The organism is Variovorax sp. R-27 (genome assembly GCF_049913215.1).
GTDB lineage: Bacteria > Pseudomonadota > Gammaproteobacteria > Burkholderiales > Burkholderiaceae_C > Variovorax.
Window position 1 is genome coordinate 3,847,308 of the sequence record NZ_CP183984.1, and the last position, 20,864, is coordinate 3,868,171.

22 protein-coding genes are annotated in these 20,864 nt (G+C 67.8%); 11 read left to right on the forward strand and 11 right to left on the reverse strand.

Annotation, left to right across the window (positions count from 1 at the left end; genetic code table 11):
- Window positions 1–18: 18 nt before the first annotated feature.
- A complete protein-coding gene (locus ACN9MV_RS18025) occupies window positions 19–1,011 on the reverse strand; it encodes an alpha/beta fold hydrolase (protein WP_426388842.1) in 993 nt (330 codons plus the stop codon).
- 26 nt (window positions 1,012–1,037) lie between these two features.
- On the opposite strand from ACN9MV_RS18025, the gene ACN9MV_RS18030 reads away from it, so the two are divergent.
- The gene (locus tag ACN9MV_RS18030; protein ID WP_093075152.1) at window positions 1,038–1,808 is read left to right on the forward strand and encodes a 3-hydroxybutyrate dehydrogenase; all 771 of its coding nucleotides are present in this window, start codon (window positions 1,038–1,040) and stop codon (window positions 1,806–1,808) included.
- Between the two features lie 27 nt (window positions 1,809–1,835).
- On the opposite strand, the gene ACN9MV_RS18035 is transcribed toward ACN9MV_RS18030, so the two are convergent.
- Together ACN9MV_RS18035 and ACN9MV_RS18040 are read right to left on the reverse strand one after the other, a co-directional pair.
- Window positions 1,836–2,543, reverse strand: coding sequence for an SIMPL domain-containing protein (locus ACN9MV_RS18035; protein WP_093073855.1), 708 nt, complete (start codon window positions 2,541–2,543; stop codon window positions 1,836–1,838).
- Between the two features lie 66 nt (window positions 2,544–2,609).
- Entirely contained in the window at window positions 2,610–2,969 is a 360-nt protein-coding gene (locus ACN9MV_RS18040) for a hypothetical protein (RefSeq protein WP_093056529.1), read from the reverse strand.
- 172 nt (window positions 2,970–3,141) lie between these two features.
- Between ACN9MV_RS18040 and ompR the strand changes: the two genes are divergently transcribed.
- The gene (gene ompR / locus ACN9MV_RS18045) at window positions 3,142–3,873 is read left to right on the forward strand and encodes a two-component system response regulator OmpR (protein WP_007837017.1); all 732 of its coding nucleotides are present in this window, start codon (window positions 3,142–3,144) and stop codon (window positions 3,871–3,873) included.
- Window positions 3,874–3,947: 74 nt separating this feature from the next.
- Window positions 3,948–5,372, forward strand: a complete 1,425-nt coding sequence (locus ACN9MV_RS18050) for a sensor histidine kinase (protein ID WP_093056528.1) — start codon at window positions 3,948–3,950, stop codon at window positions 5,370–5,372.
- Between the two features lie 10 nt (window positions 5,373–5,382).
- Here the strand turns inward: ACN9MV_RS18050 and ispF are convergent, their stop codons facing one another.
- Both ispF and ispD read right to left on the reverse strand, forming a co-directional pair.
- Complete coding sequence (gene ispF, locus ACN9MV_RS18055) at window positions 5,383–5,871, reverse strand: 2-C-methyl-D-erythritol 2,4-cyclodiphosphate synthase (RefSeq protein WP_307615153.1); 489 nt, start codon at window positions 5,869–5,871, stop codon at window positions 5,383–5,385.
- The gene (gene ispD / locus ACN9MV_RS18060; protein WP_093176353.1) at window positions 5,868–6,590 is read right to left on the reverse strand and encodes a 2-C-methyl-D-erythritol 4-phosphate cytidylyltransferase; all 723 of its coding nucleotides are present in this window, start codon (window positions 6,588–6,590) and stop codon (window positions 5,868–5,870) included. The genes ispF and ispD overlap by 4 nt, the downstream gene beginning before the upstream one ends.
- 123 nt (window positions 6,591–6,713) lie before the next feature.
- On the opposite strand from ispD, the gene mfd reads away from it, so the two are divergent.
- From mfd to ACN9MV_RS18075, 3 genes are read left to right on the forward strand one after another with little or no spacing between them, the layout of a single operon-like run.
- Window positions 6,714–10,196, forward strand: coding sequence for a transcription-repair coupling factor (gene mfd / locus ACN9MV_RS18065; RefSeq protein WP_093073851.1), 3,483 nt, complete (start codon window positions 6,714–6,716; stop codon window positions 10,194–10,196).
- Complete coding sequence (gene serB / locus ACN9MV_RS18070) at window positions 10,193–10,903, forward strand: phosphoserine phosphatase SerB (protein ID WP_093175764.1); 711 nt, start codon at window positions 10,193–10,195, stop codon at window positions 10,901–10,903. Before mfd ends, serB begins: the two co-directional genes overlap by 4 nt.
- Window positions 10,900–11,964 carry an Ldh family oxidoreductase gene (locus tag ACN9MV_RS18075; protein WP_426388843.1) on the forward strand — a complete coding sequence of 355 codons (1,065 nt, stop codon included), beginning with the start codon at window positions 10,900–10,902 and terminating at the stop codon, window positions 11,962–11,964. The genes serB and ACN9MV_RS18075 overlap by 4 nt, the downstream gene beginning before the upstream one ends.
- A gap of 7 nt (window positions 11,965–11,971) precedes the next feature.
- On the opposite strand, the gene ACN9MV_RS18080 is transcribed toward ACN9MV_RS18075, so the two are convergent.
- Complete coding sequence (locus ACN9MV_RS18080; RefSeq protein WP_093056523.1) at window positions 11,972–12,295, reverse strand: DUF6172 family protein; 324 nt, start codon at window positions 12,293–12,295, stop codon at window positions 11,972–11,974.
- Between the two features lie 123 nt (window positions 12,296–12,418).
- Here ACN9MV_RS18080 and ACN9MV_RS18085 point away from each other — a divergent pair, with 123 nt between their 5' ends.
- Window positions 12,419–13,441 carry a histone deacetylase family protein gene (locus ACN9MV_RS18085; RefSeq protein ID WP_426388844.1) on the forward strand — a complete coding sequence of 341 codons (1,023 nt, stop codon included), beginning with the start codon at window positions 12,419–12,421 and terminating at the stop codon, window positions 13,439–13,441.
- A gap of 66 nt (window positions 13,442–13,507) precedes the next feature.
- A complete protein-coding gene (locus ACN9MV_RS18090) occupies window positions 13,508–13,735 on the forward strand; it encodes a hypothetical protein (protein ID WP_081267286.1) in 228 nt (75 codons plus the stop codon).
- Between the two features lie 13 nt (window positions 13,736–13,748).
- Here ACN9MV_RS18090 and ACN9MV_RS18095 read toward each other — a convergent pair whose 3' ends face one another.
- Window positions 13,749–14,936: a PLP-dependent aminotransferase family protein gene (locus ACN9MV_RS18095; RefSeq protein ID WP_097199122.1), complete on the reverse strand. Its 1,188-nt coding sequence runs from the start codon at window positions 14,934–14,936 to the stop codon at window positions 13,749–13,751.
- Between the two features lie 109 nt (window positions 14,937–15,045).
- On the opposite strand from ACN9MV_RS18095, the gene nth reads away from it, so the two are divergent.
- On the forward strand, window positions 15,046–15,693 hold the full coding sequence (nth, locus tag ACN9MV_RS18100; RefSeq protein ID WP_097199121.1) for an endonuclease III: 648 nt from the start codon (window positions 15,046–15,048) through the stop codon (window positions 15,691–15,693).
- Between the two features lie 3 nt (window positions 15,694–15,696).
- Window positions 15,697–16,539 carry an Ivy family c-type lysozyme inhibitor gene (locus ACN9MV_RS18105; RefSeq protein ID WP_426388845.1) on the forward strand — a complete coding sequence of 281 codons (843 nt, stop codon included), beginning with the start codon at window positions 15,697–15,699 and terminating at the stop codon, window positions 16,537–16,539.
- Between the two features lie 21 nt (window positions 16,540–16,560).
- Here the strand turns inward: ACN9MV_RS18105 and ACN9MV_RS18110 are convergent, their stop codons facing one another.
- The 4 genes from ACN9MV_RS18110 to ACN9MV_RS18125 are packed head-to-tail and all read right to left on the reverse strand — an operon-like array spanning window position 16,561 to window position 20,427.
- Entirely contained in the window at window positions 16,561–17,133 is a 573-nt protein-coding gene (locus ACN9MV_RS18110) for a histidine phosphatase family protein (protein WP_426388846.1), read from the reverse strand.
- Window positions 17,130–17,924 (reverse strand): adenosylcobinamide-GDP ribazoletransferase, encoded by a 795-nt coding sequence (locus ACN9MV_RS18115; RefSeq protein ID WP_426388847.1) that lies wholly within the window; start codon window positions 17,922–17,924, stop codon window positions 17,130–17,132. The genes ACN9MV_RS18110 and ACN9MV_RS18115 overlap by 4 nt, the downstream gene beginning before the upstream one ends.
- A 5-nt stretch (window positions 17,925–17,929) precedes the next feature.
- Complete coding sequence (gene cobT / locus ACN9MV_RS18120; RefSeq protein ID WP_426388848.1) at window positions 17,930–18,970, reverse strand: nicotinate-nucleotide--dimethylbenzimidazole phosphoribosyltransferase; 1,041 nt, start codon at window positions 18,968–18,970, stop codon at window positions 17,930–17,932.
- Window positions 18,967–20,427 (reverse strand): cobyric acid synthase, encoded by a 1,461-nt coding sequence (locus tag ACN9MV_RS18125; protein WP_426388849.1) that lies wholly within the window; start codon window positions 20,425–20,427, stop codon window positions 18,967–18,969. Before ACN9MV_RS18125 ends, cobT begins: the two co-directional genes overlap by 4 nt.
- 175 nt (window positions 20,428–20,602) lie before the next feature.
- Here ACN9MV_RS18125 and ACN9MV_RS18130 point away from each other — a divergent pair, with 175 nt between their 5' ends.
- The gene (locus tag ACN9MV_RS18130) at window positions 20,603–20,833 is read left to right on the forward strand and encodes a hypothetical protein (protein ID WP_093073835.1); all 231 of its coding nucleotides are present in this window, start codon (window positions 20,603–20,605) and stop codon (window positions 20,831–20,833) included.
- Window positions 20,834–20,864 lie beyond the last annotated feature (31 nt).

The window sequence follows — 20,864 nt, forward strand, 5'->3', positions numbered from 1 at the left end:
CTTCGTTCACTCAATCACTCAGTCGAAAAGGAAGTCGGTGACGGCAGCGATCTGTGCGGGGTCGACAAAGGTCGGCGCATGGCCCACGCCCTCGAACTCGACCAGCTTGGCATGCGGGCCGCGCTTCGTCATGGCCAGGGCAGTTTCGCGCGAGAGCAGATCCGACACAGCGCCGCGAGTGATGAGCGTGCGCGCCTCGATCGCGTCGTACAAGCTCCACATGATCGCGCCACCCTGTGCCGCAGCCTCGGGGGTGATGGCGCGCAGCGCGACGCCGATGGCCGGATCGTAGTGAAGCAGCCAGGAGCCTTCATCATCACTGCCCGCTTCGACCTTGGCCGAACCGTCGGCCGTGCGCTGCGAGGCAGGCACCACCATGTGTTGCGACAGTGCCAGCCACTGGGCCGGAGTGTGCGGGCCGAAGGTGGTCGACAGCGCCCACATGGCATCAGCCGCCGCCTGCACGCTCTCGTAGCTGCCGTTCTTTCCTACATAGGCACCGATGCGCTGCACCGCGGCCGGCTCGATCGTCGGGCCGACATCGTTCGCAATGAAGCGGCGGATAGGCCGCGCCAGCGGCAGTTCCTTGTGGCCTGCAAGCACGAAGCCGATCAGCCCGCCCATGCTGGTGCCCAGGTAGTCGAGCGTGTCGATGGCCTGCTCGCGATGCAGTTGCGCAATCAGCGCGACCATGTCGGCCGCATACACCGGCACTTGATAAAAGGCCGGATCACGCAACCAGTCGCTGCGCCCACGGCCCACCACGTCAGGGCAGACCACGCGCACATTGCCTTTGGCGCGCGCAACGATGGCTTGCGCCAGCAGGTCGAAATCGCGACCCTGCCGGGTCAGCCCGTGCACGCAGATCACGACATGCGCACTGCGCGCGTCGCCCCATTGCCAATAGGCCATGCGATGGCCGCCCTGGGCGTCGTCGCACGCCACGTAATGAAGCGTCGGTTCGGTCATGAAAACGAAGTCGTCCTGGTGCGGATAATTGTCTCGTCGCATCCTAATTCATCCGGAGATTGATCTTCATGCTCAAAGGCAAAACCGCGCTTGTCACGGGGTCCACCAGCGGCATTGGCCTCGCCATCGCCAAGGCTCTCGCTCAACAAGGAGCAAACATCGTGCTCAACGGCTTCGGCGATGCCCAAGCCCCCAAGGCCGAGATCGAAGCGCTCGGCGTGCGCGCCGAGTACCACGGCGCCGACATGAGCAAGCCCGACCAGATCGAAGACATGATGAGCTTCGCCGCTTCGAAATTCGGCCGCGTCGACGTCCTCGTGAACAATGCCGGCATCCAGCATGTGGCCAAGGTCGAAGACTTTCCCACCGAACGTTGGGACGCCATCATCGCAATCAACCTCACCAGCGCCTTTCATACGACGCGCCTGGCAATTCCCGCGATGCGCGAGGCCAACTGGGGCCGCGTCATCAACATCGCGTCGGCCCATGGCCTCGTGGCGTCGGCGCAGAAGTCGGCCTATGTGGCGGCCAAGCACGGCATCGTCGGCCTGACCAAGTCGGTCGCGCTCGAAACCGCGACCACCGGCGTCACCGCCAATGCAATTTGCCCGGGCTGGGTGCTGACCCAGCTGGTGCAGAAGCAGATCGACGACCGCGCAGCGCGAGAAGGCATCACAGCCGCACAGGCACAAAACGACCTGCTGGGCGAAAAGCAGCCTTCGCTGCAGTTCACCACGGTCGAGCAACTGGGCGGCCTCGCCGTCTTCCTGTGCTCGCCGGCAGCCGACCAGGTCCGGGGCGTTGCCTGGGCCATGGACGGCGGATGGACTGCCCAGTAAAGGGTAGCCCGCCGGTACGGGTTTCTCTTATTTGAGCTGCACCGAGCCCGACACGCTCACCACCACGCTGGTCTTGCCGGCCTCGACCGGCACAGCCGAATCAGCCGAGAACGACTTGGCCTGCACCGCCATCATGCGCGGACGGATCGGGCCGTTGTCGCTCGCGTTCACCGACACCTCGCGCAGCGTGTAGCCACCGAAGCCGAAGCCCTTGGCCAGTTCACCGGCCTTCTGCTTGAAGTTCTCGATGGCGATGTTCTGCGCCTCGGTCTCGGTCTTGGCGCGCTGCTCGCGGCTCAGGCCGAAGCCCACGTTGCCCACGCTGAGCGTGGTGATGCGCCCGGCCGTCTGGGTGATGCGCGGGAAGTCGCGGCCTTCGAGCACCAGCTCGGTCGAGCCCTGCCAGCCGTTGATCTTGCCGTCCTTCGTGTAGCGCGGCGACAGGCTGAAGTTGCCGGTGCGCACGTCCAGCTGGCCCGCCTGCGCGTTCTTCTTCGCTTCGGCCAGTGCGGCGTCGAGCGCAGCCTTCAGTTGCGTCTGCACGGTGGCTGCGTCGGTTGCGTCGCGGGTGGTCACGAGCGTCATGCTCAGCATGTCCTGCTGGACTTCGATCGTGCCGGAAGCCGTCAGCTGCAACACGTTCTGTGGCGCGGGTGTGACGACATTCTGGGCCAGTGCGTTACCGGCAGCGGCCAGGGCGGCGCAGGCCGCGAGCAGTTTGATTTTTTTCTTCAAGGCGAAGTACTCCCTTTTGTCGGTGTGAAAAACAGGCCTGCGCTAGCAGGCAGGCCAGCCGGCGCGTCAGCGGCGCTGGCTGCGCGGCGCGGTCAGCGACTGGCGGTCCGCGGCCGGAGGCACCGGCACGATCCGCTCGGCCGGCTGCGATTCTGCCGAATTGATCAAAGCACCCGCCGCGGGCGGGGTCCATTGGCCGCGGACCTGCTGCCGCAGCTCGAACAGTTCGGCGGCGGTAAGACGCCGGCCGGCGATCGCCTGTTCGCGGCGAACCTCCTCGCGCTGCGCGGCCCGATGGGCCGCCACCGCGTCACGGACCTCGCTGCGACGCACCTCGCCCACCCTGAAAAAGTCGCCAGACACCGCCAGCGACGGGCCGCAGGCGAAAACGAGGATGAACGGGAGGGCTGAAAAAGGACGTCTCATTGAGTGGAAGTCATCAGGAAAAGCGACTTTGCCACCTCCGCGCTAACGTCAGATGACCAGACGGCGAGCGTCCGCAAGTTTTGTAACTTAGTGTCAAACCATAAGTAAATCCGGCTCAACGACCACCCAACGCCTTCAGAATCGGCCCTGTTACAAATTCATCGTTGTAGAAATGACTCAAGTTCCCGCTCGCACCGACAAGATCGTGATCGTCGACGACGACGCCCGCATCCGCGACCTCCTGCGCCGCTATCTGACCCAGGAAGGTTTTGAAGTGATCGTGGCCGAGGACGGCAAGGCGCTCAACCGCATCCTGTTGCGCGACACGGTCGACCTGATCGTGCTCGACCTGATGATGCCCGGCGAAGACGGCCTCTCGGTCTGCCGACGCCTGCGCGCCGCCAACGACCGTACGCCGATCATCATGCTCACCGCCAAGGGCGAAGACGTGGACCGCATCGTCGGTCTCGAAGTCGGCGCAGACGACTACCTCGGCAAGCCTTTCAACCCGCGCGAACTGCTGGCCCGTGTGCACGCAGTGCTGCGCCGCCGTCCGCCGCTCGAAGCGCCGGGCGCCCCCTCCACGGAGAACGAGACCGTCACTTTCGGCCCGTTCGCCTTCGATCTCGGCTCGCGCACCTTGAAAAAGGATGGCGAAGAGCTCTCGCTGACCACCGGCGAGTTCGCGATGCTGAAGGCGCTGGTGCGCCATCCGCGTCAACCGCTGTCGCGCGAAAAGCTGGCCCAGCTGGCGCGCGGGCGCGAGTTCGAGCCCTTCGACCGCAGCCTGGACGTGCAGATCTCGCGCCTGCGCAAGCTGGTCGAGTCCGACGCCGCAGCGCCGCGCTACATCCAGACCGTCTGGGGCGTGGGCTACGTGTTCGTGCCGGACGGCACGGCCTGACGCCACGTTGAGAGGTGGCCATCGGCCAATCCACCAGACCAGGCCCCGCTCAGGAGGACGGCGCACAGGTCACGATGCCGAGCCCGCTCGAAGCGAGCGCGCAACGTGACCGACGCCCCGGCCTCAAGCTGGGCTTCAGCCTTTTCTGGCGCACTTTCTTCCTGCTGGCGCTGCTGCTGATCGGCTGTACCGTCGCCTGGCTGCAGACCTTCCGCTCGCTCGAATACGAGCCGCGCGCCATTCAAACCGCCCACCAGATCGCCTCGCTCGTGAACCTCACGCGCGCGGCGCTGGTGTATTCGGACGCCATCACCCGGGTGTCGCTGATCAAGACGCTGGCCGACCAGGAGGGCGTGCGCATCCTGCCGCGCGAACCCAACGACCGGTTCCAGCCCTACACCAGCGGCGCGCTCGACCTGCGTGTGACCGAGGAGCTGATCGACCAGTTGGGCGAAGGCACCACGGTGGCCAGCCGCGTGAACGACGAAGCCGGCCTGTGGATCGGCTTCACCATCGAGAGCGACACCTACTGGCTGCTACTCGACCCGACGCGCTTCAGCCGCGTGGGCGGGCGCACCTGGCTGGTGTGGCTCAGCACTGCCATGGCGCTGTCGCTGGCTGGCGCGGCGCTGATCACCCGGCTCATCAACCTGCCGCTCAAGCAGCTGTCGCGCGCGACCATGCAGGTGCGCGAGGGCGAGTACGAGGCGCACCGGCTCGACGAGCGCGCCCGTACCAACGAGATTCGCGCGGTCAATATCGGCTTCAACCGGATGGCGGACCAGCTCGCCAAGATCGAGCAGGACCGCGCCATCATGCTGGCCGGCATCTCGCACGACTTGCGCACGCCGCTGGCCCGGCTGCGGCTCGAAACCGAAATGAGCGTGGCCGACGAAGACGCGCGCGACCACATGGCCGCCGACATCGCCCAACTCGACGCGATCATCGACAAGTTCCTCGACTACGCGCGGCCCGACCATGTCGATCCGCGCCCCGTGCTGCTGCGCGACGTGGTCGACGCCTGTACCTACGCCGTACAGGACTACGAGGAAATGAACATCAAGGTCGAGGTGCCCCCCGACCTGCGGGTGCTGGGCGACGAGGTCGAGCTCACCCGCGTGATCTCCAACCTGGTCGAGAACGCGCGGCGCTACGGCAAGTCGCCCTCCACGGGCGTGGCCGACGTGACGATCCAGGCGCAGGCCAACAACGACGCGGTGCTCATCAAGGTGCGCGACCACGGCGCGGGTGTCGAGCCCGCCCTGCTCTCGCAGCTGACCAAGCCCTTCTTCCGTGGCGATGCCGCGCGCACCTCAGCCGCCGGTGCGGGCCTGGGCCTGTCGATCGTGGCGAAGAACATCGAACGCATGGGCGGCACCTTTGCGCTGACCAGCACGCCGGGCCGCGGCCTGGCGGCGCATATCCGGATGCCGCGCGCGATGCCACCCGGCAGCGCCAAGCCCGGCGAGCCGCAGGGCGGCGGCAAGAAGCCGGCCTGATCCGGCCGCGTCAGCGGTGAAGGAGAACGGCCGCGCGGGCCTCCATCGCGCGGCCCTCACCCACCGGACCGAGCTTCTCGGCCGTCTTCGCCTTCACGTTCACTTGCCCGAGCGCAATGCCCAGCGTGTCGGCGATGCGCTGGCACATGAGCGGAATGTGCGGCGCGAGCTTGGGCGCCTGCGCGATCACGGTGCTGTCGACGTTGCCGATCTCCCAGCCCGCCGCGCGCACCCGGCGCGCCGCCTCGGCCAGCAGCACCGACGAATCGGCGCCGCGAAACTGCGGGTCGGTATCCGGAAAATGCCGGCCGATGTCACCCAGCCCCGCGCCGCCCAGCAGCGCATCGGTAATGGCGTGCAGCAGCACGTCGGCATCCGAATGGCCCAGCAGGCCGGTGGTGTGCGGCACCTCGATGCCGCCCAGGATCAGCTTGCGCCCTGCCACCAGCTGGTGAACGTCCCAGCCCTCGCCCACGCGGATATTGAAAGCGCTCGTCATGCCAGGCCCTTCTTGCGGCCAAGCAGAACTGCTTCGGCCAGCGCAAAGTCTTCGGGAAAGGTCACCTTGAAGTTCTGCGCGCTGCCTGGCACCAACAGCGGCGACAAGCCGACCGCCTCGATGGCGCCGGCCTCGTCGGTCACCGTGTCGCCCGTGCGTTCCAGCGCATCGAGCAGCATGCCGATGCGGAACATCTGCGGCGTCTGCGCCAGCCACTTGTCGGCGCGCGGCAGGGTCTGGGCCACGCGGCTTTCGGTGGTCGACGACTTCAGCGTGTCCGCCAGCCGCTGCGCCAGCAGGCCACCGACGGCGTCGTGCTCGCAGGCCGCGATCAGCGCCTCGATCTGGCTCGAGGTGACGAGGCAGCGCGCCGCGTCGTGCACCAGCACCCAATCGTGTGCGCCGGCGCCCTTCTGCCGCAGCGCCACGAGGCCGTTGCGCACCGTGGCCGCGCGGGTCACGCCGCCCACGCGCAGCAGGTATTCGTTCTCGGCGGGAAAGCGCGGCAGCACCGCATCCACGTCTCGATCGTCCGGCGACACCACCAGCGCCAGCCCGGCGAAGCGCCCCGCCAGCGCGCGGAAGGCCTCCAGCGTGTGGGCCACCATCGGCAGGCCGGCCAAGCGCCGGTACTGCTTGGGCTGCGTGGACTGCGCATGCCCCGCGCGATAGCCGGAGCCGGCACACGGGATCAGCACGAAGAGTCGGGAAGAGGACATGAGGGAGGGCCCGGCGTCGGCGGTGGCCGACAAGCGAATAAGGGGCCGCCATTCTAGAATTGCCCGCTGTGCACACCCCTCGCCAGCCGGCGCGGGGTGTTGTGCATTTCCACCAAGCGTTCCATGGACCTCCCCCACCTCACGGCGGGCAAGCGTTTCACGCTGCCGCGCCCCCCGTTGTCGGCCGATGCCTTGCTGCTGGCGCAGCTGGCCATGCGCGAGAAAGCCGCGGGGCGCGCCACGGCGATGTTCACAGCTGATGCCAACGATGCCCAGCGCCTGATCGACGAGATCGCCTTCTTCGCGCCCGACCTGCGCTGCGCCCTCTTCCCCGACTGGGAAACGCTGCCCTACGACAGCTTCTCGCCCCACCAGGACCTGATCAGCGAGCGCCTTGCCACCCTCTGGCGCATCAGCCAGAAAGAGGCCGACGTGGTGCTGGTGCCCGCCACCACCGCGCTCTACCGGCTGGCGCCGCCGGCCTTCCTGGCCGGCTACACCTTCCAGTTCAAGGCCAAGCAGAAGCTGGAAGAGTCGAAGCTCAAGGCCCAGCTCACGCTGGCCGGCTACACCCATGTGACGCAGGTGGTGAGCCCCGGCGAATACGCGGTGCGCGGCGGCCTGATCGACCTGTTCCCCATGGGCTCGCCGGTGCCTTTCCGCGTCGACCTGTTCGACGACGAGATCGACTCCATCCGCACCTTCGACCCCGACACACAGCGCAGCCTGTACCCGGTGCCCGAAGTGCGGCTGCTGCCGGGCCGCGAGTTCCCGATGGACGACGACGCGCGCGGGCGCTTTCGCAGCCGCTGGCGCGAACTGCTCGAAGGCGACCCGACCAAGAGCCGCATCTACAAGGACATGGGCAACGGCGTGGCCACCGCCGGCATCGAGTACTACCTGCCGCTGTTCTTCGACGAGACGGCCACGGTGTTCGACTACCTCGGGCCGGATGCCACCGTGGTGCTGCACGGCGATCTCGAACCGGCTTTCCAGCATTTCTGGCAGGACACGAACGAACGCTACCGGCTGGTGCGCGGCGACCCCGAGCGCCCGGCCCTGCCGCCCGAGGCGCTGTTCCTGAACGCCGAGCAGTTCTACCAGCGCGCCAAGCCCCATGCGCAGCTCGCAATTCGCGGTGACGTGCCTACCGACGCGCCCTACGCCGAGTTCGACAAACTGCCGCCCTTCGCCGTGGTGCGCGGTGCCGAAGACCCGCTGGTCGGCCTGAAGGCCCACATCCGCGCCACGCCGCACCGCGTGCTGCTGATCGCCGAGAGCGATGGCCGCCGCGAAAGCCTGCTCGACTTCCTGCGCGCCAGCGGCGTGAGCCCGCCGGCCTTCGACTCGCTGGCCGAGTTCGAAGCCTCCGCCGACGAAAAAATCGGCATCGCCACCGCGGCGCTGGCCTCGGGCTTCGCCTGGCGCGAACAGGGCATCGACCTCGTCACCGAAACCGAGCTGTTCGCCACCGCGCCCACCACGCGCCGGCGCAACAAGAAGCAGGAACAGGTCAGCGACGTCGAAGCGCTCATCAAGGATCTGTCGGAGCTCAACGTGGGCGACCCGGTGGTCCACACCGCACACGGCATCGGCCGTTACCGCGGCCTGATCCACATGGACCTGGGCCAGGGCACCGACGCCGAAGGCAAGCCGCTGCTGCAGGAAATGCTGCACCTGGAGTACGCCGACAAGGCCACGCTCTACGTGCCGGTGTCGCAGCTCCACCAGATCAGTCGCTACACCGGCGTCAGCGCCGACGAAGCCCCGCTGCACAAGCTAGGCTCCGGCCAGTGGGAAAAGGCCAAGCGCAAGGCGGCCGAACAGGTGCGCGACTCGGCCGCCGAGCTGCTCAACATCTACGCCCGCCGCGCCGCGCGCGAGGGCCATGCCTTCCGCTACTCGCCGGCCGACTACGAAGTGTTTTCCAACGACTTCGGCTTCCAGGAAACGGCGGACCAGAAGGCCGCGATCCACGCCGTGGTGCAGGACATGATCTCGCCCCAGCCGATGGACCGCCTCGTGTGCGGTGACGTGGGCTTCGGCAAGACCGAAGTTGCGTTGCGCGCCGCCTTCATCGCTGTGACTGGTGGCAAGCAGGTGGCGTTTCTCGCGCCCACCACGCTGCTGGCCGAGCAGCACTACCAGACGCTGGTCGACCGCTTCGCCAAATGGCCCGTGAAGGTGGCCGAGATGAGCCGCTTCCGCTCGGCCAAGGAAATCACCGCAGCCGCCAAGGGGCTGGCCGAGGGCCAGGTCGACATCGTGGTCGGCACGCACAAGCTGCTCTCGCAGTCGGTCAAGTTCAAGAACCTGGGCCTGCTCATCATCGACGAGGAGCATCGCTTCGGTGTGCGCCACAAAGAGGCGATGAAGGCCATGCGCGCCGAGGTCGACGTGCTCACGCTGACGGCCACGCCGATTCCCCGCACGCTGGGCATGGCGCTCGAAGGCCTGCGCGACCTGAGCGTGATCGCCACCGCGCCGCAGCGCCGGCTGGCCATCAAGACATTCGTGCGCAACGAGGGCACCGGCGTGATCCGCGAAGCCGTGCTGCGCGAGCTCAAGCGTGGCGGGCAGGTCTACTTCCTGCACAACGAGGTCGAGACCATCGAGAACCGCCGCCAGAAGCTCGAAGAAATCTTGCCCGAGGCCCGCATCGCCGTGGCCCACGGCCAGATGCCCGAGCGCGAGCTGGAGCGCGTGATGCGCGACTTCGTGGCGCAGCGCTACAACCTGCTGCTGTGCTCGACCATCATCGAGACCGGCATCGACGTGCCGACCGCCAACACCATCGTGATGAGCCGCGCCGACAAGTTCGGCCTGGCGCAGCTGCACCAGCTGCGCGGTCGCGTCGGCCGCTCGCACCACCAAGCCTATGCCTACCTCATGGTGCCCGACACCGAAGGCCTGACCAAGCATGCGGCGCAGCGGCTCGACGCCATCCAGCAGATGGAAGAGCTGGGCTCCGGCTTCTACCTGGCCATGCACGACCTGGAGATCCGCGGCACCGGCGAGGTGCTGGGCGAGAACCAGAGCGGCAACATGATGGAGATCGGCTTCCAGCTCTACAACGAGATGCTGAGCGAAGCCGTGCGTGCACTCAAGGCCGGCCAGGAGCCCGACCTGCTGTCGCCGCTGTCGGTCACGACCGAAATCAACCTGCACGCACCCGCCCTGCTGCCCGACGACTATTGCGGCGACGTGCACCTGCGGCTGTCGTTCTACAAGAAGCTGGCCACCGCGAAGACGCCCGACCAGATCGACACGCTGCTCGAAGAAATCGTCGACCGCTTCGGCAAGCTGCCGCCGCAGGCGCAGACGCTGATCGACACGCACCGCCTGCGCGTGCTGGCACGGCCCTACGGCGTGGTGAAGGTCGATGCGGCGCCGGGGATCATCAACATCACCTTCAAGAAGGACGCGCCGGTCGATGGCATGGCCATCATCCAGCTGATCCAGAAGAACAAGCACATCAAGCTCGCCGGCAACGAGAAGCTGCGCATCGAGCGCGAACTGAAAGAGCCCAAAGACCGGGCCCAGCTGGTGCGCGACGTGCTGCGCAGCCTGGGCCAACCCATCGTCAAGGAAACCGTCACCGCATGAGCGCTACAGAAATCTCCCCCGGCCTCGTCATCCAGCGCGTGAAGCCGCCGCTCAAGCTCGCCGACTTCAAGCTGATCGCGTTCGACATGGACTCGACGCTGATCAACATCGAATGCATCGACGAGATCGCCGATGCGGTCGGCAAGAAGGCCGAGGTGGCTGCCATCACCGAAGCCACGATGCGCGGCGAGATCAAGGACTTCAAGGAAAGCTTGCGCCGCCGCGTGGCACTGCTGCAGGGCGTGCCGGTCGAGGCGCTGCAGCAGGTGTACGACGAGCGGCTGAAGCTCAACCCCGGCGCGAGCGAGCTGGTGGCGGCCTGCAAGGCGGCCGGCCTCAAGGTGCTGCTGGTGTCGGGCGGCTTCACCTTCTTCGCGAACCGCGTGAAGGACCGGCTGGGCATCGACTTCGCGCGCTCCAACCTGCTCGACGAGGCTGGCGGCAAGCTCACCGGCCAGGTGGTCACGCAGAGCTGGGGCGACATCTGCGACGGCGCCGAAAAGCGCCGCACGCTGCTCGAAGTGGCGTCGCTCATGGGCATCTCGCCGCAGGAAACCATCGCCGTGGGCGACGGCGCCAACGACCTGCCGATGATGGGCGAGGCCGGCCTCTCGGTTGCGTATCACGCCAAGCCGAAGGTGCGCGAGCAGGCCATGGTGGCCATCAACGAAGGCGGCCTCGACCGCGTGCTGGAGGTATTGAAATGACCGACACCGCCCCGCTCTACAGCGCCGACGCGCTCAGGGACTACGCCAGCGCCCTGCTGCAGAAGGCCGGGCTCGCCGCGTCGATGGCCGACAGCGTGGCCCGCACGCTGGTCGAAGGCGACCTGCTGGGCCACGACACGCACGGCCTCGCACTGCTGGCCGGCTATGTGAAGGAAATCGAGTCAGGCGGCATGACGCGTGACGGCGCCCCCGAGGTGCTGTCGGACCGCCCCGCCGCCGTGCTGTGGGACGGCAAGCGCCTGCCCGGCCCCTGGCTCATGGACCAGGGCATGGACCTGCTGGTGCCGCGTGCGCGCGAGCTGGGCACGGCTTCGCTCGTGATCCGCCGCAGCCATCACATCGCCTGCCTTGCCGTCTACATGCTGCGCGCGCTGCAGGAAGACATGCTGATGCTGCTGGCCTGCTCCGACCCCAATGCCGCCAGCGTCGCGCCCTTCGGCGGCACGCAGGCGGTGTTCACGCCAAACCCGCTGGCCATGGGCTTTCCGCTGTCGCAGGGCGGCGTGATGGTCGACATCTCGGCCTCCATCACCACCAACGGCATGAGCAACCGCAAGCGCGCGGCCGGCGAGACCTTCGCCGAGGAATGGCTGATCGACGCCACCGGCAAGCCGTCGAACAACCCGCAGGTGCTGTTCGACCAGCCGCCAGGCACGCTGCTGCCGGTTGGCGGGCTGAGCCACGGCCACAAGGGTTACGGAATGGCGCTGCTGGTCGAGACCCTCACGGCCGGCCTCGCGGGCCATGGCCGTGCCGACCCGCCCGAGGGCTGGGGCGCGACGGTGCACATCACGCTGCACGACCTGAACGCCTTCGGCGGCAAGGACGCCTTCTTGCACCAGATGGACCATGTGGCGGCCAAGTGCCGCGACAACACGCCCATCGACCCGGCCAGGCCTGTGCGGCTGCCGGGCGAAGGCGGGTTGAAGCGTCGGGAAGCGCAGTCGAAGAACGGGGTGCGGCTGCACCCGTCGATTGCGCGCTCGCTGCACGATGCGGAGCAGCGCCACGGCCTGCGGCTGGCGCAGGCGCTGGTCTGAGCGAGGGTCAGTCTTCTGCGTCGGTGGGCGGTGCGGCTTCGCCCGCGGGGCGCGCCTTGCGCTGGCCGGGCTTGGCCAGGATCTCGACGTAGAACTGCTTGCCGGCCTCTTTCACCACACCGTCGATGAGGCCGGTGATGGCCGACAGGTGAACGACTTCGGCGTTCTCGGCCTCTGTGCCGAACTTGCAGTCGAAGTCCCAGAAGTCCGCGCCTTCGGGCAATACGCGCCGCCGCTCGCGCTTGATGTACTTGCGGATCTCGTGCTTGATGGCTTCGAGGAGACGGTCGGGGTGCTTGCCCTCGACCTGAAGCTGAAAGGTTTTTCTCATGGGTGATCGTAACCAATGTGAAAGCCACCGAATCCGGCACCGCCCGATGCCCTGGATGGGCATCGATCTTGCTCGCTACCATGGCTGCCAGGCAAATTTTGCGGCGGCCACGCCGAATCACCCATGCTGACCTTTTTTCATCCGGAGCAGCTGCTGCACCATCCGCGCAGCTATCTGTCGCGCGGGCAGATGCGCACCCCACAGGAAATTCCCGAGCGCGCGCTGCGGCTCGTCGCCGCCGTGCAATCGCTCGGCTTCGACCTCCAGACACCGGCCGATGCCGGCATGGCGCCATTGGCCGCCGTGCACAGCGACGACTACCTGCGCTTTCTCGAAGAAGCACATGGTGAATGGAAGCAGATGCCGCCCGACTGGGGCGACGAGGTGATGTCGAACGTCTACGTGCGCGAGCCCAATCGCCTGCGCGGCATCCTGGCGAAGGCGGCGCGCTACCTTGCGGACGGCAGTTGCCCGGTCGGAGCCGAGACCTGGCGCTCCGCGTACTGGTCGGCCCAGAGCGCGGTGGCCGGCGCGGCGGCCATCACCGACGGCGCCCGCGCGGCCTATGCGCTGTGCCGCCCTCCCGGCCACCATGCACGCGTCGATGCCGCCGGCGGCTTCTGCTACCTCAACAACGCCGCCATCGCCGCGCAGGCGCTGCGGGGGCGCTTCGCTCGCGTGGCGGTGCTCGACACCGACATGCACCACGGCCAGGGCGTGCAGGAAATCTTCTATGGCCGCAGCGACGTGATGTACGTGTCGATCCACGGTGACCCGACCAACTTCTACCCGGCAGTGGCCGGCTACGAAGACGAGCGCGGGACCAACGAGGGCGAAGGCTTCAACGTCAACTTCCCTATGCCGCACGGCGCGCCGGAAGCCGTCTTCTTCGAGCGGCTCGACGAGGCCACGGAGGCGCTGCGGCGCTTCGCACCCGACGCGCTGGTGCTGGCCCTCGGCTTCGACATCTACAAGGACGATCCGCAGTCCCAGGTCGCAGTGACGACCGAGGGCTTCGGGCGCCTGGGCAAGGCTGTTGGCGCGCTGGGCTTGCCGACATTGATCGTCCAGGAAGGCGGCTATCACCTGGAGAGCCTGGAAGCCAATGCAAGTGCCTTCTTCGGGGGATTCGCGGATATCGCGTGATGGTCTTGGCGGCGACGGCCGCTGCGCTGTGTACAGTCGGCGCTTCGAATGGAAGCAGGTAAAGACATGGCGCGCGCAAACGACTGGGCAAGCAAGGTGATGGCATTGATCAATGGTGGTAACCCCACCGCCGCCATCGCGCAGATCAAGGTCGCGCCCTCGGTCAAGGACCTGAAGGCGCTGCAGACCATCATGACGCTCTCGAAAATGAAAGGCCGCTATCCGAACGTGGATGCGGCCATTGCGGACAACCTGGAGCTGCTTGCGGCGCCCCGGCTGCACCGCTCGCCCTGATCGGCAACGCTCTTTATAGCGCCTGACCGAGACGCTTCACGCCCTCTTCGATCTTCGCCACATCGGCCGTCGCGAAGCTCAGACGCAGCGTCGCCACATCGGGCTTCTCGGCAAAGAACGGCGCGCCGGGCACGAAGGCCACGAGCTTCTCGATCGCGCGCTTCGCCAGTTCATTCGCATCCGCCAGCTTGCCGTTGGCGCCCGTGAGGCGCGCCCAGAAGAACAGGCCGCCGTTGGGCTGCGTGAAGCTCACCGCATCGCCCAGCTCGCGCTTCAGCGCCGCGCCCATGGCCTGCGCGCGCTGGCCGTACACCTCGCGCACATGCGCCAGCGTGGCGGGCATGCGGCCGCTCTTGAGGTACTGGGCGGCCGTGGCCTGCGAGAAGGTGCTCGTGTGCGCGTCGCTGAACTGCTTGCACATCGTTGCCTTGGCCAGCAGCTCGGGCGGCGCAATCATCCAGCCGATGCGCAGGCCGGGGCTCAGCACCTTGCTCAGGCTGCCGCAATGCGCCAGCAGTTCGCGGCTGCCGGGCACGTCCTTGCTCAGCGCAAGGATCGACGGCGGCGGGGCTTCGCCGAAGTAGAGGTCGCCGTAGGGGTCGTCCTCGACGATCAGCGTCTGGTACTTCACGGCCAGTTCGAGCACCTTCTTGCGGCGCTCCAGCGTCAGCATCGCGCCGCTGGGGTTGCCGAAGGTGGGGATCAGATAGACGAACTTGGGCTTGTGCTCGGCGATGAGCTTCTCCAGCTCGTCGGTCTTCACGCCGTTGGCGTCGATGGGCGCGCTGATGAGCTGCGCGCCATAAAGGCGGAAGCACTGGATGGTCGCCAGGAAGGTCGGGCCCTCGACGATCACCTTGTCGCCGGGCGAGATCATGGTCTTGCCCAGCAGGTCCAGCGCCTGCTGGCTGCCGGTGGTGACGATCAGGCCGCTCGGGTCGACGTCGACGCCCTTGGTCTTCATGAAAGCGCTGAGCTGGGTGCGCAGCGGCTCGTAGCCTTCGGTGGCACCGTATTGCAGCGCACCGCCGGGTTCTTCGGTGAGCGCCTTCTGGCTCGCCTCCTTGAGCCCCTCGACGTCGAACATGGCGCTGTCGGGGAAGCCGCCCGCGAAGCTGATGATGCCGGGCTTGCCCAGCAGCTTGAAGAGTTCGCGGATGGCGGATGTCTCGACGTTGTCGAGGCGGGAGGCGAATTGCATGGTCAGTCTCACTTTCTGGGTGACATTGTCACCAAAGCTCGGGCAATAAAGCTGCGTAAGGCTATCGCCTTTCAACGATATATTGCGCGAGCCGCTCTCACGAAGCCCAATGAAAAAAGACAACATCCCCCTCTTCTTCGCCACCCTGCAGGCGGCCAACCCCACACCCGAGACCGAGCTCGAATACGACACCCCCTTCGAGCTGCTGGCAGCCGTACTGCTGTCGGCGCAGGCCACCGACGTGGGCGTGAACAAGGCCACGCGCAAGCTGTTTCCGGTGGCGAACACGCCGCAGGCCATCCTCGACCTGGGGGTCGAGGGGCTGGAGGAATACATCAAGACCATCGGCCTGTACCGCAGCAAGGCCAAGCACCTGATCGAGGCCTGCCGCATGCTGGTGGAGCTGCACGGCGGCGAGGTGCCGCGCACCCGTGCCGAGCTGGAGGCGCTGCCCGGCGTCGGACGCAAGACCGCGAACGTGGTGCTCAACGTGGCCTTCGGCGAGGCGACGATCGCGGTCGATACGCACATCTTTCGCGTGGGCAACCGCACCGGGCTCGCGCCCGGCAAGACGCCGCTCGAAGTGGAGCTCAAGCTCGAGAAGCGCGTTCCGCCGGAATACCGGCTGCATGCGCACCACTGGCTGATCCTGCATGGCCGCTACATCTGCGTGGCGCGCAAGCCGCGGTGCTGGGAATGTGCGGTGGCCACCTTCTGCGCCTATAAACCAAAGACGCCCTCCCCGAAAACGGCCTGAAGAATGACGACACGAAAGAACGACACCCGGACGCTGCTGGCTACCGCGCTGCTGGCAGCCCTCCTCCCGGCCGCGGCCTGGTCGCAGCAGCCGGCCGCGGGCCTGCCGCCCGACGCCATGACGCTCTACGGCGGCCGCTGGTCGACGAACTGCGCCGACGCCTCGGCGCCGACGCTGCAGGTGCTCCAGGACAAGCTGATCGCCGAGAGCGGCAAGCGCCGCGTGGTCACCCGCGAGCCGCAGACAGCCCACAGCTTCTTCGGCAACAGCCCGCCACCGGCAGGTTTCGACGTGGCGCTGATGAGCGACGCGGGCAAGGCCGGCTCGATGACATTCCTCGTCTACCGCACAGCGCGCGGCCAGTACATCACGCTGGACGCCGACAAGCCGGTCGCCGGCCAGCTGGGCCCCGAGTTGATGAAGCAACGCTACTGGCGCTGCGAAGGCGCCGCGCGGGCCGAGCCCCCGCCCACCGAGCCCAAGGCCAAGGTGCCTCCCCCGCCCACGGGCAGCCCGGCGGCGCTGGCGCAGGGCCCGGCCATGCAGAAGGCCTGGCGCGCCGCCCTGGGGGCGCGCGAGAACGACCGCTGGCTGGTGCGCCGCGAAGGCCCGGCACCCGAGCCGCAATGGGTGACGGTCGAGGGCACGCGCTACCTGCTGCACGCCTTCTGCAAGCCGCACGACTGCTTCGACAACAACGCGATCGCGCTCTACGACCAGGGCTCCGGCCGCATCTACGGCCTGGTGCAGCGCAACGGCAGCAACCGCCTCGTAGGCTCGCCGCCGGCGGCGCTGGCACCGCAGCTGGACCGGCTCTGGCGCGAACAGTGGCGGCAGAAGAACTGAGCTGACTGGCCGGGGAGCCTGTCAGATGGCGGGTGAATTGTCGAAAGTCAGCCAGCTGCCGAACGCAATCTCGCCGGCAGGCCAATCGGCAGCAGCTGCAGGACAGCCCACACCCCGGTGCAGCAGCGTCATCGCGCGCAGCACGCCAGCGTGGGTGACCCACAGCGCGTCGCCCTTGCCCGCCAGCCATTCATCGTGCGCGGCCGCCACGCGCTGCATGAAGGCGCGCACGCTTTCGCCATGGCCGCCCGCGGGCGCGTCGGCGAAGTTGCCGGTCCAGGCTTCGAAGTCTTCGCGCGGAATGGCGGACCACGGCCGCCCTTCCCAGCCGCCAAAGTTCATTTCGGCGAGCCGGGCGTCGTGCTGTACCCGGAGATCGGGCCGCAATGCAGCGATGGCATCGGCCAGCCCGGCGCAACGCCGCAGCGGCGAGCTGATCAAGGTGATGTCCGCAGGCAGCAAGGGCGCGATGCGCTGCGCGGCTTCGAGCGTCGCGTCCGCATGGGCTTCGAGGTCCGTGGCGCCGTAGCAAAGGCCGGGCTCGGCCACCACGGGCGCATGGCGCTGGAGCCAGAGGTTTCGGCTTGTGCTCATGCACGCCACGCCAGCGCGAGGTAGATCGTCAGCTCGCAGACCTGCTGCGTCGCTCCCAGGCCATCGCCGGTGAAGCCTTGCAGCCGCCGAAGAAACAGCCTCGCCATCCAGCCCGCGGCCAGAACGGCCGCAAGCACGGCCGCCCCGACGTGCACGGCGTCGTGCGCACACAGCAGCAGCGCCACCGCCGGAACCGTCCACACCAGCGCAATCACCAGCGCTCCGCCACTGATCGCATCCGCCAGCGGCTTGGCCTTGCTCGCCCCGCTGTCGCCCACATAAGGCAGCCAGCGGATCAGGAACAGCGGCATCAGCCGCGACAACACGTGCGCGCCGACGATGGCAATGGCCACGGTCTGCAGGCCACGCCCGGCCAGCACGGCGAGCAGCGCGCACTTCAGGCCCAGCGCCAGCGCCAGCGCAATCGCACCGAAGGCGCCGATGCGCGAGTCCTTCATGATTTCCAGCGCCCGGTCCCGGTCGGCCGAACCGCCCAAGCCATCGGCCACGTCAGCCAGTCCGTCTTCATGGAAGGCGCCGGTCAGCATCACCGTGGCGACGGTGCTCAGCAACGCGGCCGCCAGCGCGCCCGCGACGCCGGGCAGCCCCATGCCGACACCCGTGAACACCAGCGCCGCCACCCCGCCCACCAGCCATCCGATGCCGGGCAGATGGGCCGCGCTCGCTCGCAGCATCTGAGGGCTGAAGCCGACCCATGCGGCCAGTGGCCCCGTCACCGGCACACGCGTGAAGAACTGCAGCGCGAGCAGGAAGTGGCGAACGCCGTTCATCCGCTTCAGGCGTCCTTGCGCGACACGCCAGCCGACTCGAAGCTCGCCATCTCGCGCAGGATGCGGCAGGCCGATTCGAGCAGCGGCCAGGCCAACGCACCGCCCGAGCCCTCGCCCAGGCGCAGTTCGAGGTTCAGCAGTGGGTCCAGCCCCAGCCGCTCCAGCAGCAGCAGATGCCCGGGTTCGGCCGAGCAGTGCGCGGCCACGCAGCGCTGCACCACACAGGGCTGCAGCGCCTGTGCCACCAGCACCGCCGCGCTGGCAATGAAGCCGTCGACCACGATCACGCGCCGCTCCTCGGCCGCCTGCAGCACCGCGCCGACCAGCGTGGCGATCTCGAAACCGCCAAAGGCCGCCAGTGCGTCCAGCGGCGCCGTCGCACCCGCGTGCAACGCAAGCACCTGCCGCAGCACCTCGCGCTTGCGCGCCAGCCCAGCCGCGTCCAGGCCCGTGCCGACGCCGATGCAGACGTCGATGTCCAGCCCGCCCAGCCGCGACAGCAGCAGCGCGGCAGACGAGCTGTTGCCGATGCCCATCTCACCAAGCAGCAGCGCATTGCCCGGCAGCGCACGCACCACTTCGCGCCCGTTGACGATGGCCTGTGCACACTGGGCTGCCGTCATGGCCGGGCCCGTGGAGGCGTCGGCCGTGCCCTCGGCGATCCGGCGCGACACCAGTCCCGGGCGGGGCTGGAAGTCGCGCCGCACGCCGCAATCGACCACCGTCAGCGCCAGCCCGTGCTGGCGCGCGAGCACGCTCACGGCGGCGCCGCCGGCGAGGAAGTTCTCGACCATCTGCCAGGTCACGTCGCCAGGAAACGCCGAGACGCCGCGCGCCGCCAGCCCGTGGTCGCCCGCGCAGACCAGCATTTGCGGGGCTTCGAGCACTGGGTTCTCAGTGCCCAGGATGCTGCCGATGCGCAAGGCCAGCGCTTCGAGCCGGCCCAACGCACCGAGCGGCTTGGTCTTGTTGTCGATCGCGCTGTGCAGGCGGGCGGCAAGCTGGGCGTCGGTGACGTCGGAAATGGTGGGGATGGTCTCGGTCATGCAATCAGTCCGGCGAGCACGCCGGCGTCGAAGTGGGTGTCGATGAAGTCGGCCAGGCCGTCGAAGGTGGCGTCCAGCGTGGGCACGGAGGCACCGAACAATGCATGCAGCGTGCCGGGGTCTTCGAACAGGCCGTGAAGGTAAATGCCGAGCACGTTGCCGCGCGCGTTCTGCCAGGCCAGCCCGTCAGGCATCACCGCGTGGCCGTCCTGCGCCATCTGCGGGTGTGCGGCGGTCTGGCCGTGATGAATTTCGTAGCCGACAACGGGCACGCCCGACAGCGGGCCCCAAGTGCCGGTCAGCTCGCCGAAGGTCGCGGCGCGATGCAGCACCGTCTTCTCGCGCGCGAACACCGTCACCAGCGGCAGCAGGCCGAGCCCCGGCGCGTTGCCGTCGATGCCGTGCGGATCGACCAGCGCCTCGCCCAGCATCTGCAGCCCGCCGCAGATGCCCAGCACCGCGCCGCCGCGTTCGGCGTGGGCGGCCACGGCGCCGTCCAGCCCCTGCGCGCGCAGCCAGGCCAGGTCGCCGCTGGTGTGCTTGGAGCCGGGCAGCACGATCCAGTCGGCGCCAGCCACGTCGGCCGGCGTGCGGGCCCAGACCAGCCGCACGCCCGGTACGTTCTTCAGCGCCTGGAATTCGTCGAGGTTGCTGATGCGCGGGTACGCCACCACCGCCACGGTGCGGGTGACGGTGCCGCTGGCGCGGCTGCGGTCGTCGAACACGCCGTCTTCCTCGGGCAGGCCGTGCTGCCACCACATCGGCAGCGTGGCCACGGTGGGCACGCCAGTCAGTTCCTGCAGTTGCTGCGGCGCGGGCGCGAGCAGCGAGGCATCGCCGCGGAACTTGTTGAGCACGAAGCCGCGCAGCAGCGCCCGGTCGGCCTCGGGCAGCAGCGCCCAGGTGCCGTACAGGTGGGCGAAAGCGCCGCCGCGGTCGATGTCGGTCGCCAGGAGGCAGCGCGCGCCAGCATGCCGGGCGATGCGCATGTTGACGATGTCGCTGGCCATCAGGTTGATCTCGGCCGGCGAGCCGGCGCCTTCGATCACGACCACGTCGTTGTCGCCGCGCAGTTCGTCTAGCGCCTGCGCAATCTGCGGCCAGACGCGCTCGCTGCGGCCACGCCAGGGCAAGGCCGAGAGTTCTTCGCTCACCTGCCCCATCAGCACCACCTGGCTATGGGTATCGCGCTCGGGCTTGAGCAGCAGCGGGTTCATGCGCACGTCGGGTAGCGCATTCGCGGCCAGGGCCTGGAAATACTGGGCGCTGCCGATCTCGCCGCCATCGACCACGCGGGCGTTGTTGCTCATGTTCTGCGCCTTGAAGGGCGCTACTTTCAGGCCTTGCCGCGCATACCAGCGGCACAGCGCCGTGGCCAGCCAGCTCTTGCCGGCTCCGCTGGTGGTGCCCAGAACCATGACGCACCGCGCCGGCCCGCTTTTCGCCTTTGAACTCATCGGCGGATTGTCGTTGAGCACCGCGCCGGCCCGAAAAAGACCGAGCGAGACAGAACCAAGCCGACGAAATGAGACATTTTTCACACCCAAGGCGTTGCAAACGCATCCGGTGAATCCAACAGTCCCTTTCTTGCGTAAACCCGGCATCACACACCGCACTGCACCCCAGGGACCCATGCCAGCCTTGAACGATTTGGCGCTCACCGTCGAGGAACGCGAACCGGGCCAGTTCTTCTGGACCCTGCTCGAAGCCCGCCATGGCGACGAAGCCTCCGAGACCCTCGACTACCGGGTCTACCGGACGGCGGCCAGGCCGCAGGCCAGCTATTCCAGCGCCCTGGCCATGGGCGCGGCGGAGCTGCAAAAAATAAGCGCCGCCGCGAACCTCGCCGGCAAAGCCGGCTAAGCCCACGACGGCGCAAAGACCGCCTTGCGGC

Bases quoted from the DNA above. Each gene is read 5' to 3' on its own strand.
- nth (WP_097199121.1), top strand. From the start codon at position 15,046: ATGAAAAAAGACAACATCCCCCTCTTCTTCGCCACCCTGCAGGCGGCC.
- ACN9MV_RS18030 (WP_093075152.1), top strand. From the start codon at position 1,038: ATGCTCAAAGGCAAAACCGCGCTTGTCACGGGGTCCACCAGCGGCATT.
- ACN9MV_RS18105 (WP_426388845.1), top strand. From the start codon at position 15,697: ATGACGACACGAAAGAACGACACCCGGACGCTGCTGGCTACCGCGCTG.
- ACN9MV_RS18040 (WP_093056529.1), bottom strand. From the start codon at position 2,969: ATGAGACGTCCTTTTTCAGCCCTCCCGTTCATCCTCGTTTTCGCCTGC.
- ACN9MV_RS18085 (WP_426388844.1), top strand. From the start codon at position 12,419: ATGCTGACCTTTTTTCATCCGGAGCAGCTGCTGCACCATCCGCGCAGC.
- ACN9MV_RS18075 (WP_426388843.1), top strand. From the start codon at position 10,900: ATGACCGACACCGCCCCGCTCTACAGCGCCGACGCGCTCAGGGACTAC.
- ACN9MV_RS18110 (WP_426388846.1), bottom strand. From the start codon at position 17,133: ATGAGCACAAGCCGAAACCTCTGGCTCCAGCGCCATGCGCCCGTGGTG.
- ACN9MV_RS18125 (WP_426388849.1), bottom strand. From the start codon at position 20,427: ATGAGTTCAAAGGCGAAAAGCGGGCCGGCGCGGTGCGTCATGGTTCTG.
- ACN9MV_RS18090 (WP_081267286.1), top strand. From the start codon at position 13,508: ATGGCGCGCGCAAACGACTGGGCAAGCAAGGTGATGGCATTGATCAAT.
- ACN9MV_RS18080 (WP_093056523.1), bottom strand. From the start codon at position 12,295: ATGAGAAAAACCTTTCAGCTTCAGGTCGAGGGCAAGCACCCCGACCGT.
- ACN9MV_RS18115 (WP_426388847.1), bottom strand. From the start codon at position 17,924: ATGAACGGCGTTCGCCACTTCCTGCTCGCGCTGCAGTTCTTCACGCGT.
- ACN9MV_RS18050 (WP_093056528.1), top strand. From the start codon at position 3,948: ATGCCGAGCCCGCTCGAAGCGAGCGCGCAACGTGACCGACGCCCCGGC.
- ispF (WP_307615153.1), bottom strand. From the start codon at position 5,871: ATGACGAGCGCTTTCAATATCCGCGTGGGCGAGGGCTGGGACGTTCAC.
- cobT (WP_426388848.1), bottom strand. From the start codon at position 18,970: ATGACCGAGACCATCCCCACCATTTCCGACGTCACCGACGCCCAGCTT.
- ACN9MV_RS18130 (WP_093073835.1), top strand. From the start codon at position 20,603: ATGCCAGCCTTGAACGATTTGGCGCTCACCGTCGAGGAACGCGAACCG.
- ispD (WP_093176353.1), bottom strand. From the start codon at position 6,590: ATGTCCTCTTCCCGACTCTTCGTGCTGATCCCGTGTGCCGGCTCCGGC.
- ACN9MV_RS18025 (WP_426388842.1), bottom strand. From the start codon at position 1,011: ATGCGACGAGACAATTATCCGCACCAGGACGACTTCGTTTTCATGACC.
- ACN9MV_RS18095 (WP_097199122.1), bottom strand. From the start codon at position 14,936: ATGCAATTCGCCTCCCGCCTCGACAACGTCGAGACATCCGCCATCCGC.
- serB (WP_093175764.1), top strand. From the start codon at position 10,193: ATGAGCGCTACAGAAATCTCCCCCGGCCTCGTCATCCAGCGCGTGAAG.
- ompR (WP_007837017.1), top strand. From the start codon at position 3,142: ATGACTCAAGTTCCCGCTCGCACCGACAAGATCGTGATCGTCGACGAC.
- mfd (WP_093073851.1), top strand. From the start codon at position 6,714: ATGGACCTCCCCCACCTCACGGCGGGCAAGCGTTTCACGCTGCCGCGC.